Annotated in this window: 25 protein-coding genes; all 25 read left to right on the top strand. The window is 64.3% G+C overall.

The genetic code is table 11. From position 1 onward, the window contains the following. Positions 1 to 84 precede the first annotated feature (84 nt). The 25 genes from rpsL (at position 85) to rplO (ending at position 14,581) form a co-directional block, all read left to right on the top strand. Positions 85 to 462, top strand: a complete 378-nt coding sequence (gene rpsL / locus AC1PMG_RS17055) for a 30S ribosomal protein S12 (RefSeq protein WP_160967003.1) — start codon at positions 85 to 87, stop codon at positions 460 to 462. Between the two features lie 11 nt (positions 463 to 473). Then, positions 474 to 941 (top strand): 30S ribosomal protein S7, encoded by a 468-nt coding sequence (gene rpsG / locus AC1PMG_RS17050; protein WP_048490049.1) that lies wholly within the window; start codon positions 474 to 476, stop codon positions 939 to 941. A 140-nt stretch (positions 942 to 1,081) separates the two neighbouring features. Further along, positions 1,082 to 3,172: an elongation factor G gene (fusA, locus tag AC1PMG_RS17045; protein WP_209249504.1), complete on the top strand. Its 2,091-nt coding sequence runs from the start codon at positions 1,082 to 1,084 to the stop codon at positions 3,170 to 3,172. A 90-nt stretch (positions 3,173 to 3,262) separates the two neighbouring features. Continuing rightward, on the top strand, positions 3,263 to 4,453 hold the full coding sequence (tuf, locus tag AC1PMG_RS17040) for an elongation factor Tu (protein WP_043093035.1): 1,191 nt from the start codon (positions 3,263 to 3,265) through the stop codon (positions 4,451 to 4,453). A gap of 475 nt (positions 4,454 to 4,928) precedes the next feature. Continuing rightward, positions 4,929 to 5,240, top strand: a complete 312-nt coding sequence (rpsJ, locus tag AC1PMG_RS17035) for a 30S ribosomal protein S10 (RefSeq protein ID WP_010341589.1) — start codon at positions 4,929 to 4,931, stop codon at positions 5,238 to 5,240. An 11-nt stretch (positions 5,241 to 5,251) separates the two neighbouring features. Then, entirely contained in the window at positions 5,252 to 5,902 is a 651-nt protein-coding gene (rplC, locus tag AC1PMG_RS17030) for a 50S ribosomal protein L3 (protein ID WP_010341590.1), read from the top strand. Between the two features lie 12 nt (positions 5,903 to 5,914). Further along, complete coding sequence (rplD, locus tag AC1PMG_RS17025; RefSeq protein WP_010341591.1) at positions 5,915 to 6,520, top strand: 50S ribosomal protein L4; 606 nt, start codon at positions 5,915 to 5,917, stop codon at positions 6,518 to 6,520. After that, complete coding sequence (gene rplW / locus AC1PMG_RS17020) at positions 6,517 to 6,816, top strand: 50S ribosomal protein L23 (RefSeq protein ID WP_010341592.1); 300 nt, start codon at positions 6,517 to 6,519, stop codon at positions 6,814 to 6,816. Before rplD ends, rplW begins: the two co-directional genes overlap by 4 nt. Positions 6,817 to 6,826: 10 nt before the next feature. Continuing rightward, positions 6,827 to 7,654, top strand: coding sequence for a 50S ribosomal protein L2 (rplB, locus tag AC1PMG_RS17015; RefSeq protein WP_010341593.1), 828 nt, complete (start codon positions 6,827 to 6,829; stop codon positions 7,652 to 7,654). 6 nt (positions 7,655 to 7,660) lie between these two features. Beyond that, positions 7,661 to 7,930 (top strand): 30S ribosomal protein S19, encoded by a 270-nt coding sequence (gene rpsS / locus AC1PMG_RS17010; RefSeq protein ID WP_010341594.1) that lies wholly within the window; start codon positions 7,661 to 7,663, stop codon positions 7,928 to 7,930. Between the two features lie 12 nt (positions 7,931 to 7,942). Next, entirely contained in the window at positions 7,943 to 8,278 is a 336-nt protein-coding gene (gene rplV, locus AC1PMG_RS17005) for a 50S ribosomal protein L22 (RefSeq protein ID WP_003470663.1), read from the top strand. 17 nt (positions 8,279 to 8,295) lie between these two features. Continuing rightward, the gene (gene rpsC, locus AC1PMG_RS17000; protein ID WP_010341595.1) at positions 8,296 to 9,030 is read left to right on the top strand and encodes a 30S ribosomal protein S3; all 735 of its coding nucleotides are present in this window, start codon (positions 8,296 to 8,298) and stop codon (positions 9,028 to 9,030) included. Between the two features lie 5 nt (positions 9,031 to 9,035). Next, positions 9,036 to 9,449, top strand: coding sequence for a 50S ribosomal protein L16 (gene rplP, locus AC1PMG_RS16995; RefSeq protein ID WP_003470657.1), 414 nt, complete (start codon positions 9,036 to 9,038; stop codon positions 9,447 to 9,449). Beyond that, positions 9,449 to 9,634 carry a 50S ribosomal protein L29 gene (rpmC, locus tag AC1PMG_RS16990; protein WP_010341597.1) on the top strand — a complete coding sequence of 62 codons (186 nt, stop codon included), beginning with the start codon at positions 9,449 to 9,451 and terminating at the stop codon, positions 9,632 to 9,634. The genes rplP and rpmC overlap by 1 nt, the downstream gene beginning before the upstream one ends. Positions 9,635 to 9,645: 11 nt before the next feature. Further along, positions 9,646 to 9,915, top strand: coding sequence for a 30S ribosomal protein S17 (rpsQ, locus tag AC1PMG_RS16985; RefSeq protein WP_010341599.1), 270 nt, complete (start codon positions 9,646 to 9,648; stop codon positions 9,913 to 9,915). 14 nt (positions 9,916 to 9,929) lie between these two features. After that, complete coding sequence (gene rplN, locus AC1PMG_RS16980) at positions 9,930 to 10,298, top strand: 50S ribosomal protein L14 (protein WP_003486699.1); 369 nt, start codon at positions 9,930 to 9,932, stop codon at positions 10,296 to 10,298. 15 nt (positions 10,299 to 10,313) lie between these two features. Continuing rightward, entirely contained in the window at positions 10,314 to 10,631 is a 318-nt protein-coding gene (rplX, locus tag AC1PMG_RS16975; RefSeq protein WP_043093029.1) for a 50S ribosomal protein L24, read from the top strand. 11 nt (positions 10,632 to 10,642) lie between these two features. Next, complete coding sequence (gene rplE, locus AC1PMG_RS16970) at positions 10,643 to 11,185, top strand: 50S ribosomal protein L5 (RefSeq protein ID WP_010341606.1); 543 nt, start codon at positions 10,643 to 10,645, stop codon at positions 11,183 to 11,185. A gap of 110 nt (positions 11,186 to 11,295) precedes the next feature. Beyond that, positions 11,296 to 11,601, top strand: coding sequence for a 30S ribosomal protein S14 (gene rpsN, locus AC1PMG_RS16965; RefSeq protein WP_010341607.1), 306 nt, complete (start codon positions 11,296 to 11,298; stop codon positions 11,599 to 11,601). 254 nt (positions 11,602 to 11,855) lie between these two features. Further along, positions 11,856 to 12,254, top strand: coding sequence for a 30S ribosomal protein S8 (gene rpsH / locus AC1PMG_RS16960; protein WP_010340446.1), 399 nt, complete (start codon positions 11,856 to 11,858; stop codon positions 12,252 to 12,254). Between the two features lie 16 nt (positions 12,255 to 12,270). Then, complete coding sequence (gene rplF / locus AC1PMG_RS16955; RefSeq protein ID WP_295935123.1) at positions 12,271 to 12,798, top strand: 50S ribosomal protein L6; 528 nt, start codon at positions 12,271 to 12,273, stop codon at positions 12,796 to 12,798. 88 nt (positions 12,799 to 12,886) lie between these two features. Continuing rightward, complete coding sequence (rplR, locus tag AC1PMG_RS16950; protein WP_160967017.1) at positions 12,887 to 13,246, top strand: 50S ribosomal protein L18; 360 nt, start codon at positions 12,887 to 12,889, stop codon at positions 13,244 to 13,246. 155 nt (positions 13,247 to 13,401) lie between these two features. Beyond that, on the top strand, positions 13,402 to 13,947 hold the full coding sequence (gene rpsE / locus AC1PMG_RS16945) for a 30S ribosomal protein S5 (protein WP_010340449.1): 546 nt from the start codon (positions 13,402 to 13,404) through the stop codon (positions 13,945 to 13,947). Then, positions 13,940 to 14,131 carry a 50S ribosomal protein L30 gene (gene rpmD / locus AC1PMG_RS16940; protein ID WP_010340450.1) on the top strand — a complete coding sequence of 64 codons (192 nt, stop codon included), beginning with the start codon at positions 13,940 to 13,942 and terminating at the stop codon, positions 14,129 to 14,131. Before rpsE ends, rpmD begins: the two co-directional genes overlap by 8 nt. A 6-nt stretch (positions 14,132 to 14,137) precedes the next feature. After that, the gene (rplO, locus tag AC1PMG_RS16935; RefSeq protein ID WP_010340451.1) at positions 14,138 to 14,581 is read left to right on the top strand and encodes a 50S ribosomal protein L15; all 444 of its coding nucleotides are present in this window, start codon (positions 14,138 to 14,140) and stop codon (positions 14,579 to 14,581) included. Positions 14,582 to 14,587 lie beyond the last annotated feature (6 nt).

Here is a 14,587-nt window from a genome sequence, read left to right as displayed (position 1 = left end):
TTTCCTGTCTCGGCAGGCCGTCCTTCGGCCTGCCTTCGTTTTCACGCATCCAGGCCCGACGGCCTCAATCAGAAGAATCCACTGATGGCGACGATCAACCAGCTGGTCCGCAAGCCGCGGCAGGCGACCACCTACAAGAGCGCCTCTCCGGCGCTGGACAAGTGCCCGCAGCGCCGTGGCGTCTGCACGCGCGTGTACACCACCACCCCGAAGAAGCCGAACTCGGCCCTGCGTAAGGTCGCCAAGGTGCGCCTGACCAACCAGGAAGAGGTCATCAGCTACATCGGTGGCGAAGGCCATAACCTGCAGGAGCACTCCGTGGTCCTGATCCGCGGCGGTCGCGTCAAGGATCTGCCGGGCGTGCGCTACCACACCGTGCGCGGTTCGCTCGATGCCGCCGGCGTCGCCAAGCGTCGCCAGGGTCGTTCCAAGTACGGCGCCAAGCGTCCGAAGAAGAGCTAAGGGAAGCACACATGTCACGTAAAGGTAATACGCCGCAGCGCGCCGTTCTCCCGGATCCCAAGCACGGGAGCGAGACCATCGCCCGCTTCATCAACATGGTGATGCTGAGCGGCAAGAAGTCGGTTGCCGAAAAGATCGTCTACGGCGCGATGGACGTCATCGGCGAGAAGAACCCCAACGCGGTCGAGTTGGTGCAGAAGGCGCTGGACAACGTCGCTCCGGCGGTCGAAGTCAAGTCGCGCCGCGTCGGCGGTGCCACCTACCAGGTGCCGGTCGAGGTGCGTTCCTCCCGTCGCATGGCGCTGGCGATGCGCTGGCTGATCGACTCGGCGCGCAAGCGCGGCGAGAACTCGATGCCGCGCAAGCTGGCGGCCGAGCTGGTCGACGCCTCGGAAAACCGTGGTGGCGCCATCAAGAAGCGCGAAGAGACTCACCGCATGGCGGAAGCGAACAAGGCGTTCGCGCACTACCGCTGGTGACCTTCCGGGCCTTGGAAACGGGGCCCGTCAGCACTATCTAGAAGTGCTGCTAGCTGCGCCGTCGCGCGCGGCACAAATCCGAAGGCCGCCGCAAGGCGGCGTTCGGCCATCCGAAATCCAAGAAATTTGAGAGGCTCCCTGTGGCCCGTACCACTCCCATCGAGCGTTACCGCAATTTCGGCATCATGGCCCACATCGATGCCGGCAAGACCACCACCTCCGAACGCATCCTGTTCTACACCGGCGTCAGCCACAAGATCGGCGAGGTGCATGACGGTGCCGCGACGATGGACTGGATGGAGCAGGAGCAGGAGCGCGGCATCACCATCACCTCCGCGGCCACCACGGCGTTCTGGAGCGGCATGGACAAGTCGCTGCCGCAGCACCGCTTCAACATCATCGATACCCCCGGGCACGTCGACTTCACCATCGAAGTCGAGCGTTCGCTGCGCGTGCTCGACGGCGCGGTGTTCGTGCTGTGTGCGGTCGGTGGCGTGCAGCCGCAGTCCGAGACCGTGTGGCGCCAGGCCAACAAGTACGCGGTGCCGCGCCTTGCCTTCGTCAACAAGATGGACCGCACCGGCGCCAACTTCGACAAGGTCGTCGAGCAGCTGAAGTCGCGTCTGGGTGCCTACCCGGTGCCGATGCAGGTGCCGATCGGCGCCGAAGACGGTTTCGAGGGCGTGGTCGACCTGATCAAGATGAAGGCGGTCCATTGGGATACCGCCTCGCAGGGAACCGTGTTCGAGTACCGCGAGATTCCCGCGCACCTGGCCGACAAGGCCACCGAAGCGCGTGCGTTCATGGTCGAGGCCGCCGCCGAAGCCAACGAAGACCTGATGGACAAGTACCTCAACGAGGGCGACCTGTCCGAAGCCGAGATCATCAACGGCCTGCGCGAGCGCACCCTGAAGGTGGAAGTGGTGCCGGTGTACTGCGGTACCGCGTTCAAGAACAAGGGCGTGCAGGCGATGCTCGACGGCGTGATCCAGCTGCTGCCGTCGCCCAGCGACCGTCCGCCGGTCAAGGGCATCGACGAGGACGACAAGGAAGACAGCCGTCCGGCCACCGACACCGCGCCGTTCTCGGCGCTGGCGTTCAAGATCATGACCGATCCGTTCGTGGGCTCGCTGACCTTCTTCCGCGTCTACTCCGGCACGCTGAACTCCGGCGACCAGGTGTACAACCCGGTCAAGTCGAAGAAGGAGCGCGTGGGTCGCATCCTGCAGATGCACTCCAACAACCGCGAAGAGATCAAGGAAGTGCGCGCGGGCGACATCGCCGCGGCGGTGGGCCTGAAGGACGTCACCACCGGCGACACGCTGTGCGCGCAGGACAACATCATCATCCTGGAGCGCATGGTGTTCCCGGAGCCGGTGATCTCGATGGCGGTCGAGCCGAAGACCAAGTCGGACCAGGAAAAGATGGGCATCGCGCTGAGCCGTCTGGCGCAGGAAGATCCCTCGTTCCGCGTCAACACCGACGAGGAATCCGGCCAGACCATCATCCGCGGCATGGGCGAGTTGCACCTGGAAATCATGGTCGACCGCATGAAGCGCGAGTTCAACGTCGAAGCCAACGTCGGCAAGCCGCAGGTGGCCTACCGCGAGACCATCCGCAAGGCGGTCAAGCAGGAAGGCAAGTTCGTGCGTCAGTCCGGCGGTAAGGGCCAGTACGGCCATGTCGTGCTCGAGATCGAGCCGCAGGAGCGGGGCCTGGGCTACACCTTCGAGAACGCGATCGTCGGTGGCGTGGTGCCGAAGGAATACATCCCGGCGGTGGACAAGGGCATCCAGGAAGCGGTGGCCAACGGCGTGATGGCCGGCTACCCGATCGTGGACGTCAAGGTGCGCCTGATCGACGGTTCGTACCACGACGTCGACTCCTCGGAAATGGCGTTCAAGATCGCCGGCTCGATGGGCTTCAAGGAAGGCTTCAACAAGGCCAACCCGGTGCTGCTGGAGCCGATCATGAAGGTCGAGGTGGTGACGCCGGAAGACTACCTGGGCGATGTGATGGGCGACGTCAGCCGTCGTCGCGGCATCCTGCAGGGCCAGGACGACAGCCCGTCGGGCAAGGTGATCAACGCGATGGTGCCGCTGGGCGAAATGTTCGGCTACGCCACTACGCTGCGCTCGATGTCGCAGGGTCGCGCCACCTTCTCGATGGAGTTCGACCACTACGCCGAAGCGCCGGCCAACATCGCCGAAGCGGTCATCAAGAAGAGCTGAGACTAGAGCGGCGGGATGCGTGCGGCGGACCAGGTCCGCGCCGCATCCCGCTCTCTGTTCCCCCAATACGAATCACGAGGCAGAGAAAACATGGCAAAGGGTAAGTTCGAGCGCACCAAGCCGCACGTCAACGTCGGCACCATCGGTCACGTCGACCACGGCAAGACCACGCTGACCGCGGCGCTGACCAAGATCGGCGCAGAGCGCTTCGGCGGCGAGTTCAAGGCGTACGACGCGATCGACGCGGCGCCGGAAGAGAAGGCGCGCGGCATCACGATCTCGACCGCCCACGTGGAATACGAATCCCCGACGCGCCACTACGCGCACGTGGATTGCCCGGGTCACGCGGACTACGTCAAGAACATGATCACCGGTGCGGCGCAGATGGACGGCGCGATCCTGGTGTGCTCGGCCGCTGACGGCCCGATGCCGCAGACCCGCGAGCACATCCTGCTGTCGCGTCAGGTCGGCGTGCCGCACATCGTGGTGTTCCTGAACAAGGCCGACATGGTCGACGACGCCGAGCTGCTCGAGCTGGTCGAGATGGAAGTGCGCGAGCTGCTGAGCAAGTACGACTTCCCGGGCGACGACACCCCGATCATCCACGGTTCGGCCCGTCTGGCGCTGGAAGGCGACCAGAGCGAGATCGGCGTGCCGGCGATCCTGAAGCTGGTGGACGCGCTGGACTCGTTCATCCCGGAGCCGCAGCGCGACGTGGACAAGCCGTTCCTGATGCCGGTGGAAGACGTGTTCTCGATCTCGGGCCGCGGCACCGTGGTGACCGGCCGTATCGAGCGCGGCATCATCAAGGTGGGCGACGAAATCGAAATCGTCGGCATCCGTGCGACGCAGAAGACCACCGTGACCGGCGTGGAAATGTTCCGCAAGCTGCTGGACCAGGGCCAGGCGGGCGACAACGCGGGCCTGCTGCTGCGCGGCACCAAGCGTGACGACGTGGAGCGCGGCCAGGTGCTGTGCAAGCCGGGTTCGATCAAGCCGCACACCGAGTTCGAAGCCGAGGTGTACGTGCTGTCGAAGGACGAGGGTGGCCGTCACACTCCGTTCTTCAAGGGCTACCGTCCGCAGTTCTACTTCCGCACCACCGACATCACCGGTGCGGTGCAGCTGCCGGAAGGCGTGGAAATGGTGATGCCGGGCGATAACGTCAAGATGGTGGTGACGCTGATCAACCCGGTGGCGATGGACGAAGGCCTGCGCTTCGCGATCCGCGAAGGTGGCCGTACCGTCGGCGCCGGCGTGGTGGCCAAGATCATCAAGTAATGCCCTCCGGCGGCGAAGGCCGCCGGCTGGAATCGCCAGCGACCTCGGTCGCCGGCATCGCGAAGGGTCGGCGCACGCCGGCCCTTCGTCGTTTTTGGGCAGGCGAACGTGCTGGCGATTTGTCGTCGCGAGGTGTTGCGGAGGCGTGAAGTCGTCGCTATAATGCGCGGCTCGGCGTTCCTGGGTAGGGCGCCGGTAAGACAGCGAAAAGAGAGGCAGGACGCCGCTCGTGTTCGCAGGACCGGGAAGGTCGCGTCGCATGGAGCACTCAACAGCCCTTGGTTGTTGACGCTGCTCTAGCTGCGCATTATACTTTTCCGTCTGGGCAGGCCGGGTCGACTGGTCTGCCCCAGTTTTTGGGGCGGAGGAATGCCCCCGCCGAGCCGGATGCTCTGCGGTACGACATCAGGAAACAACCGGGGCAGGTATCCCAGAGGCCTTGCCCGTCGCTCTTTTAACGAAGGAACCCACCGTCATGGCGGACCAAAAGATCCGGATTCGGCTGAAGGCGTTCGATCATCGTTTGATCGACCGTTCGGCCAGCGAGATCGTCGAGACGGCCAAGCGGACCGGCGCGCAAGTGCGTGGCCCGATCCCGCTGCCGACCAAGATCGAACGCTACACCATCCTCGTTTCCCCGCACGTCGACAAGGACGCGCGTGACCAGTACGAGACCCGCACGCACAAGCGCGTGCTCGACATCGTCGACCCCAACGACAAGACCGTGGACGCGCTGATGAAGCTCGAGCTCGCGGCTGGCGTCGATGTCCAGATCAAGTTGACCTGAGGACTACGACCATGACGAAGAAGTATTCGTTGGGCTTCGTGGGCCGCAAGGCCGGCATGAGCCGCGTCTTCACCGAAGACGGCCGCTCCATCCCGGTCACCCTGATCGAAGCGACCCCGAACCGCATCACCCAGCTCAAGACCGTCGAAGCCGACGGCTACAGCGCCGTGCAGATCACCGTGGGCGCCCGTCGCGCCGCGCTGGTCAACAAGCCGGCGTCCGGCCATTTCGCCAAGGCGAAGGTCGAAGCCGGTCGCGGCCTGTGGGAGTTCCGCGTCGAGGACGCGCAGCTGGGCGAGTTCGCCGTCGGCGGCGAAATCAAGGCGGACATCTTCGCCGTCGGCCAGAAGGTCGACGTCCAGGGCGTCACCAAGGGCAAGGGCTTCCAGGGCACCATCAAGCGGCACAACTTCCGCATGGGCGATGCCACCCACGGTAACTCGTTGTCGCATCGCGCGCCGGGTTCGCTGGGTCAGCGCCAGACCCCGGGTCGCGTTTTCCCGGGCAAGAAGATGTCCGGCCACATGGGCGCGGTGCAGCAGAGCACGCAGAATCTGGAAGTGGTCAAGGTCGACGTCGAGCGTGGCCTGATCGCCATTCGCGGCGCTGTGCCTGGCGCTGCCGGTGGCGACGTGATCGTGCGTCCGGCTAGCAAGGCATAAGGAGAGATGACGATGGAACTCGTTATCACGGGTAGCAACAACAAGGTCTCGGTCTCCGACGCCGTGTTCGGCCGCGATTTCAGCGAGGATCTGGTTCACCAGGTCGTCGTCGCCTATCGCAACGCCGGCCGTGCCGGCACCAAGGCGCAGAAGACGCGTTCGGAAGTCAACGGCACCACCAAGAAGTCGAAGAAGCAGAAGGGCGGTGGCGCTCGCCACGGCGCGCTGACCGCTCCGATCTTCGTCGGCGGTGGCGTGACCTTCGCGGCCAAGCCGCGCAGCTTCGAGCAGAAGGTCAACCGCAAGATGTACCGCGCGGCCATCTGCGCGATCCTCTCGGAACTGAACCGCCAGGGCCGCCTGATGGTCGTCGACGCGTTCGACGTCGAGGCCAGCAAGACCAAGGGCCTGGTCGAGAAGCTGAAGGGTCTGGAAGTGGGCAAGCGCCCGCTGATCGTGACCGAAGAAGCGTCCGAGCATCTGTACCTGTCCGCCCGCAACCTTCCCTACGTGGAAGTGCGCGACGTGCAGGGCCTGGATCCGGTGTCGCTGGTCGGGGCCGATACGGTCGTGATCACCGCCGATGCGGTCAAGAAGGTCGAGGAGTGGCTGGCATGAGCAGCAACGAAAAAATCTTCAGCGTGCTGCGCGCTCCGCGTGTCTCCGAAAAGACCGCGCGCCTGCAGGAACTCTCCAATCAGTACGTCTTCGAGATTTCGAACGAAGCCACCAAGGCCGATGTCAAGGCCGCGGTCGAGCAGCTGTTCGACGTCAAGGTCGAGTCGGTCAACGTGTTGAACGTCAAGGGCAAGAACAAGTCCTTCCGTTCGCGCAGCGGTCGTCGCGGCGATTGGCGCAAGGCGTACGTGCGTCTGGCCGAAGGCCAGTCCATCGACGTAACGGCCAAGGCCTGAGGTACATCCCATGCCATTGATGAAATTCAAGCCCACCTCCGCAGGCCGTCGTTCGGCCGTGCGCGTGGTCACGCCCGATCTGCACAAGGGCGCCCCGCACGCTGCACTGGTGGAAAAGCAGAGCAAGTCCGGTGGTCGTAACCACCACGGCCGCATCACCACCCGCCACGTCGGCGGTGGCCACAAGCAGCACTACCGCGTCATCGACTTCAAGCGCAACAAGGAAGGTATCCCGGCGCGCGTGGAGCGGATCGAATACGATCCCAACCGCACCGCCCATATCGCCCTGCTGTGCTACGCCGACGGCGAGCGCCGCTACATCATCGCGCCGAAGGGCCTGAAGGCCGGCGATCAGGTGATCGCGGGTTCGGATGCGCCGATCAAGACCGGCAACACCCTGCCGCTGCGCAACATCCCGGTCGGTACCACCGTCCATGGGATCGAGCTGAAGCCGGGCAAGGGCGCGCAGATCGCGCGTGCCGCCGGCGCCGCGGTGCAGCTGGTCGCGCGTGAAGGCATCTACGCCACCCTGCGTCTGCGCTCCGGCGAAATGCGCAAGGTGCCGTCCGAGTGCCGCGCCACCATCGGCGAAGTCGGCAACGACGAGCACAACCTCGAGAAGCTGGGCAAGGCGGGCGCGAAGCGCTGGCGCGGCGTGCGTCCGACCGTTCGCGGTGCGGCCATGAACCCGGTCGACCACCCGCACGGTGGTGGTGAGGCGAAGGCCGGTCAGGGTAATCCGCATCCGGTCACCCCGTGGGGTGTCCCGACCAAGGGTTACAAGACGCGCCATAACAAGCGCACCGAACAATTCATCGTCCGCGATCGTAGGGGCTAATCGACCATGGCACGTTCACTCAAGAAGGGCCCGTTCGTCGATCACCACCTCGTCAAGAAGGTGGAGGCCGCGGCCGGCAGCAAGCGTCCGATCAAGACCTGGTCGCGACGTTCGATGATCCTGCCGGAGATGGTGGGTTTCACCATCGCCGTGCATAACGGCAAGAACCACGTTCCGGTGCTGGTCAACGAGAACATGGTCGGTCACAAGCTCGGCGAATTTGCCGTCACCCGGACCTTCAAGGGTCACGGTGGCGACAAGAAGTCGGGCCGGTAAGGAGAGATGACGATGGAAGCGAAAGCAATCCTGCGCACCGCGCGCATCTCCCCGCAGAAGGCCCGCCTGGTCGCTGACCAGGTGCGCGGTCTTTCCGCCGAGCGGGCGGTCAACCTGCTGAAGTTCTCGGACAAGAAGGCTGCCCACCTGATCAAGAAGGTGGTGGAGTCGGCGATCGCCAATGCCGAGAACAATCAAGGCGCGGATGTCGACGAGCTGAAGGTCAAGACCATCATGGTTGATGAAGGTCCGACCCTGAAGCGTTTCATGGCGCGGGCGAAAGGCCGCGGTACCCGCATCCTCAAGCGCACCAGCCACATCACTGTGGTTGTGGGCGCCGCCAAGTAAGCGGAAAGGAAAAGACGATGGGTCATAAAGTTCATCCGATCGGAATCCGCCTGGGTATCGCCAAGGACTGGAATTCCAAGTGGTACGCCAACAAGGCCGAGTTTGCCGGTTACCTGGCAGCCGACCTCAAGGTCCGCGAAATGCTGCGCAAGAAGCTGGCGCAGGCGGGCATCAGCAAGATCCTGATCGAGCGTCCGGCCAAGACCGCGCGCGTGACGATCCACACCGCCCGTCCGGGCGTGGTGATCGGCAAGCGCGGTGAGGACATCGAGAAGCTGCGCAAGGAAGTGAGCGAGATGATGGGCGTCCCCGCCCACATCAACGTCACCGAAGTGCGCAAGCCGGAGCTGGATGCGCAGCTGGTCGCCGAGTCGATCGCGCAGCAGCTGGAGCGTCGCATCATGTTCCGCCGCGCGATGAAGCGCTCGGTCGGCAACGCGATGCGCCTGGGTGCCCTGGGCATCAAGGTCAACGTCGCCGGCCGTCTGAACGGTGCGGAAATCGCCCGTTCCGAGTGGTACCGCGAGGGCCGCGTGCCGCTGCACACGCTGCGTGCCGACATCGACTACGGCTTCGCTGAAGCCAAGACGACCTACGGCATCATCGGCATCAAGGTCTGGATCTACAAGGGCGAGATCTTCGATTTCTCCCAGGTTGGCCAGGAAAAGCAGGACGATTCCCCGCGCAACGATCGTAACGATCGCGGCGACCGTGGCGACCGTCCGTCGCGTCCGGCCCGTGAAGCGAGGTAACGGCAATGTTGCAACCCAAGCGAACCAAATACCGCAAGATGCACAAGGGTCGTAACGACGGCCTGGCGTGGAGCGGAAACGCCGTCAGCTTCGGCGAGTACGGGCTGAAGGCCACGGCGCACGGTCAGCTGACCGCGCGCCAGATCGAAGCGGCGCGCCGCTCGATCAGCCGCTACGTCAAGCGCGGCGGCAAGATGTGGATCCGCGTGTTCCCGGACAAGCCGATCACCAAGAAGCCGATCGAAGTGCGAATGGGCTCCGGTAAGGGTAACGTCGAGTACTGGGTCGCGCAGATCCAGCCCGGTCGCATGATCTATGAAATCGAAGGCGTCGGCGAAGATGTCGCGCGCGAGGCGTTCCGCCTGGCCGCTGCCAAGCTTTCGGTGACCACCACCTTCGTGACCCGGACGGTACGCTGATGGACATCAAACAACTCCGCGAGAAGTCGGCCGACGATCTGAAGGCCCACCTGACCGATCTGCGCAAGGAGCAGTTCGCCCTGCGCATGCAGCAGGTCACCGGGCAGCTGCCGAAGACTCACGAAACCCGCCGGGTGCGCCGCGAGATCGCTCGCGTCAAGCACCTGCTCGGCAGCACGAAGTAAGGATGGCCGCGATGAGCGACAATAACGAAAGCAAGACGCTGCGCACGGTCGAAGGCCGTGTGGTCAGCAACAAGATGGACAAGACCGTCACCGTGCTGGTGGAGCGTCAGGTCAAGCATGCGCTGTACGGCAAGTACATCAAGCGCTCGACCAAGCTCCACGCCCACGACGCCGACAACGCCTGCAACGAAGGCGATGTCGTGCGCGTGACCGAGATTGCGCCGATGTCCAAGACCAAGAACTGGCGGGTGGTGGAAATCGTCACCCGCGCGGCCGAATAAGGGAGATCTGAATCATGATCCAGATGCAGAGCTACCTCGACGTCGCCGACAATTCCGGTGCCAAGGAAGTGATGTGCATCAAGGTGCTCGGCGGCTCCAAGCGCCGCTACGCGCACATTGGCGACATCATCAAGGTCACCGTCAAGGACGCGATCCCGCGCGGCAAGGTCAAGAAGGGCGAAGTCTACGACGCCGTCGTCGTGCGTACCCGCAAGGGTGTGCGTCGTCCGGACGGTTCGTTGATCCGCTTCGACGGCAACGCCGCGGTGTTGCTCAACAACAAGCAGGAGCCGATCGGCACGCGCATCTTCGGGCCTGTGACCCGCGAGCTGCGGTCCGAGAAGTTCATGAAGATCGTCTCGCTCGCTCCCGAAGTGCTGTGAGCGGAGGACATACACATGGCTAACCGTATCAAGAAGGGCGACCAGGTCGTCGTCACCACCGGCAAGGACAAGGGCAAGCAGGGCGAAGTCGTCCGCGTCGACGGCGACCGCGTGGTCGTCTCCAACGCGAACATCGTCAAGCGCCACACCAAGCCGAACCCGCAGGCGGGCGTCGCCGGCGGCGTGGTCGAGCGCGAAGCGTCGATCCATATTTCCAACGTGGCGATCGTCAACCCGGCGACGGGCAAGGGCGACCGCGTTGGCTTCAAGGTGCTGGAGGATGGACGCAAACTGCGTGTGTTCCGCTCCAGCGGTGAGGCGCTCGACGCCTGAGGAATGACACAATGACTTCCCGTCTCGAAAAGATCTACAAGGAAGAAGTGGTACCGGCTCTGATGAAGAAGTTCGGTTACACCAATCCGATGGAAGTGCCGAAGCTGGTCAAGGTCACGCTGAACATGGGCGTGGGCGAGGCGGCGACGAACAAGAAGATCCTGGAAAACGCCGTTGCCGACATGGCCAAGGTCTCCGGCCAGAAGCCGGTGGTGACCAAGTCGCGCATCTCGGTGGCGTCGTTCAAGATCCGCGATGGTTGGCCGATCGGCTGCAAGACCACGCTGCGTCGCGCCAAGATGTACGAGTTCCTGGACCGCCTGATCAACATCTCGCTGCCGCGCGTGCGCGACTTCCGCGGTGTCTCGGGGCGTTCGTTCGACGGCCGCGGCAACTTCAACATGGGCGTGAAGGAGCAGATCATCTTCCCGGAAATCGACTTCGACGCCGTCGACGCGATCCGCGGTATGGATATCGCCATCACCACCACCGCCAAGACCGACGCCGAAGCCAAGGCGCTGCTCGAAGCGTTCAAGTTCCCGTTCCGTAACTGATTGACAGCCGGGATTCGGGATTCGGGATCCGGGATGGAAGGGCGTTGCGCCCGCCACATCCCGGGTTCTGGAAATCTCCATCCCCACTCTCGAACCCCGAGGATTTACAGATGGCAAAGACCTCCATGGTCAACCGCGACATCAAGCGCAAGAAGCTGGCGAAGAAGTTCGCCGACAAGCGTGATGCGCTGAAGAAGATCATCGCCTCCGGCACCGCCTCGTACGACGAGAAGGCCGAGGCCGTGACCAAGCTGCAGAAGCTGCCGCGCGATTCGTCGCCGAGCCGCCAGCGGACCCGTTGCGAACTGTCCGGCCGCCCGCGTGGCGTGTACGGCAAGTTCGGCCTGGGCCGCAACATGCTGCGCAAGGCGACCATGAACGGCGACGTTCCGGGCCTGCGCAAGGCAAGCTGGTAATGCCAGCGGCACCGGTCCCGTTCGCGGGGCCGGGCAGGGCGGTGTAGCCGCCCGCGTGTCGTTCAAACAACGAGTCCGACGCAAGTCGGACTTTTTGTCGTATACTCCCGCTCCTTGCCTCGCGGCAGGGACGGGTATGGCAGCCGCCGCGGATTCCTCCGGCGATTGCGCGCTTCACCCCCTGCGTCATTCCACCGCTCCACCACACAAGATTTTCGCGAAAGCGGATATCGGTGCACTCAAAGGTAGACACCATGAGCATGACTGATCCCATCGCCGACCTGCTGGTCCGCATCAAGAATGCGGCCGCGGTTGGCAAGCCGACGGTGAAGATGCCGTCCTCCAAGATCAAGGTTGCGATCGCCGAAGTGCTGAAGGCCGAAGGCTACATCAGCGATCTGCGCGTCAACGCGATCGAGAACAACAAGTCCGAACTGGAAATCGTGCTGAAGTATTTCGAGGGCCGTCCGGTCATCGATACGCTCAAGCGCGTGTCGCGTTCGGGTCTGCGCCAGTATCGCGGCAAGACCGAGCTGCCGAAGGTTCTCGGCGGTCTGGGCGTTGCCATCATTTCCACGTCCAAGGGCATCATGACCGATGCGCAGGCCCGTCAGGCCGGCGTCGGTGGCGAAGTCCTGTGCTTCGTGGCCTAAGGGAAGGAGCACTCACATGTCCCGCGTAGCCAAGAAGCCGATCACCCTCCCGAAGGGCGTCGAACTCACCGTCCAGGCCGATCAGTTCAGCGTCAAGGGCCCGAAGGGCACCCTGTCGCTGGCCAAGCCGGCCGGCGTCGAAATCAAGCAGGAAAACGGTGTCGCCACGCTGTCGGCGAACGATCCGTCGCACATCGCGATCACCGGCACCGTCCGCGCCATCCTGGCGAACATGGTGCAGGGCGTGTCCGCGGGCTTCGAGCGCAAGCTCGAGCTGGTGGGCGTCGGTTACCGCGCCACGATGCAGGGCAAGGACCTGAGCCTGGCGCTCGGTTTCTCGCACCCGATCGTGTTCGTCGCGCCGGAGGGCATCACCCTGACCGCGCCGACCCAGACCGAGATCCTGGTGCAGGGCGCCGACAAGCAGCGCGTCGGCGAAGTCGCCGCCAAGATCCGCGGTTTCCGTCCGCCGGAGCCCTACAAGGGCAAGGGTGTGAAGTACGCCGGTGAAGCCATCATTCGCAAGGAAGCCAAGAAGGCCTAAGCCCGGCGCTTCCATCAGGATTCCGGCCCTGCGGGGCCGGGTTTCCGAACGAACGCCTCGCTTCCTTCAGCTTTCCTAGGACACAGACATGACCATCAACAAGAACATCGCCCGCCTGCGTCGCGCCAAGTCGACCCGCGCCCACATCCGCGAGCTCGGCGTCGCCCGCCTGTCGGTGCTGCGCACCGGCCAGCACCTGTACGCGCAGGTCTTCACCGCCGACGGCTCCAAGGTGCTCGCCGCGGCGAACACCCTGCAGGCCGACGTCAAGGACGGCCTGAAGAACGGCAAGAACAGCGACGCCGCCGCCAAGGTGGGCAAGCTGATCGCCGAGCGCGCCAAGGCCGCGGGCGTCGAGAAGGTCGCGTTCGACCGCTCGGGCTACCGCTACCACGGCCGCATCAAGGCGCTGGCCGACGCCGCGCGCGAAGGCGGCCTGCAGTTCTGATCCTTGCGGGTGCGGCGAAGCCGCGCCCGTCCCGCCGATGCGGGCTGCATCGGACCTTGGCGCGCCTTCTGCGCGCGTCCGGGGAACACGGCTCCAGACCACAACCACAAGCGGCAACGAAGCCGTAAATCTTTTCCTCTATCAAGGACATCACAATGGCTGAAGAACAGCGTGCACCGCGGGGTCGTGATCGCGACCGCAACCGCGAAGAGAAAGTCGACGACGGCATGATCGAGAAGCTGGTCGCGGTCAACCGCGTCAGCAAGACGGTCAAGGGCGGTCGCCAGTTCACCTTCACCGCGCTGACCGTGGTCGGCGACGGCAACGGCAAGATCGGCTTCGGTTACGGCAAGGCGCGCGAAGTGCCGGTCGCGATCCAGAAGTCGATGGAGTATGCGCGCAAGGGCATGCTCAACATCGATCTGAACAACGGCACCCTGTGGCACCCGGTGAAGTCCGGCCACGGCGCGGCGCGCGTGTTCATGATGCCGGCCTCGGAAGGTACCGGCGTGATCGCCGGCGGTGCCATGCGCGCCGTGCTGGAAGCGGTGGGCGTGAAGAACGTGCTGGCCAAGGCCGTCGGTTCGCGCAACCCGATCAACCTGGTGCGCGCCACCCTGCGCGGCCTGGAAGACATGCAGTCGCCGGCCCGCATCGCGGCCAAGCGCGGCAAGAAGGTGGAGGATCTGACCCATGGCTAATGAATCCACCAAGACCGTCAAGGTGCGCCTGGTGCGCGGCCTGCGTGGTACCCAGTCGCGTCACCGCCTGTCGGTGCGTGCCCTGGGCCTGAACAAGCTCAACGATGTGCGCGAACTGAAGGACAGCCCGCAAGTGCGCGGCCTGATCAACAAGGTTCAGTACCTCGTCCAGGTTGAGGAGTAATCGACCATGACTTTGCATCTGAATGATCTGAAGCCCGCGCCGGGCGCGCGTACCGAGCGCACCCGCGTCGGTCGCGGCATCGGTTCCGGCCTCGGCAAGACCGCCGGCCGCGGCCACAAGGGTTCGTTCGCGCGCAAGGGCGGCGGCAAGATCAAGGCTGGCTTCGAAGGCGGCCAGACCCCCATGCAGCGCCGTCTGCCGAAGATCGGCTTCCGTTCGAAGATGGCCAAGGACACTGCCGAAGTGCTGTCCTACCAGCTCGACAACCTGCCGGCCGGCGAGATCGATTTCGCTGCGCTGCGCGCCGCGAAGCTGGTCCCGAGCACCGCGAAGAAGGCCAAGGTGGTCCTGAAGGGCGAACTGACCAAGAAGTTCGTGCTGAAGGGCGTTGCGGCGACCGCCGGTGCCAAGGCGGCAATCGAAGCTGCCGGCGGCAGCGTGCAGGAGTAACACGCA

This window comes from Xanthomonas sp. NCPPB 2250 (assembly GCF_056725265.1).
Note: the sequence above shows the minus strand (reverse complement) of the source record. Positions and strands in the feature narration are given on the sequence as shown.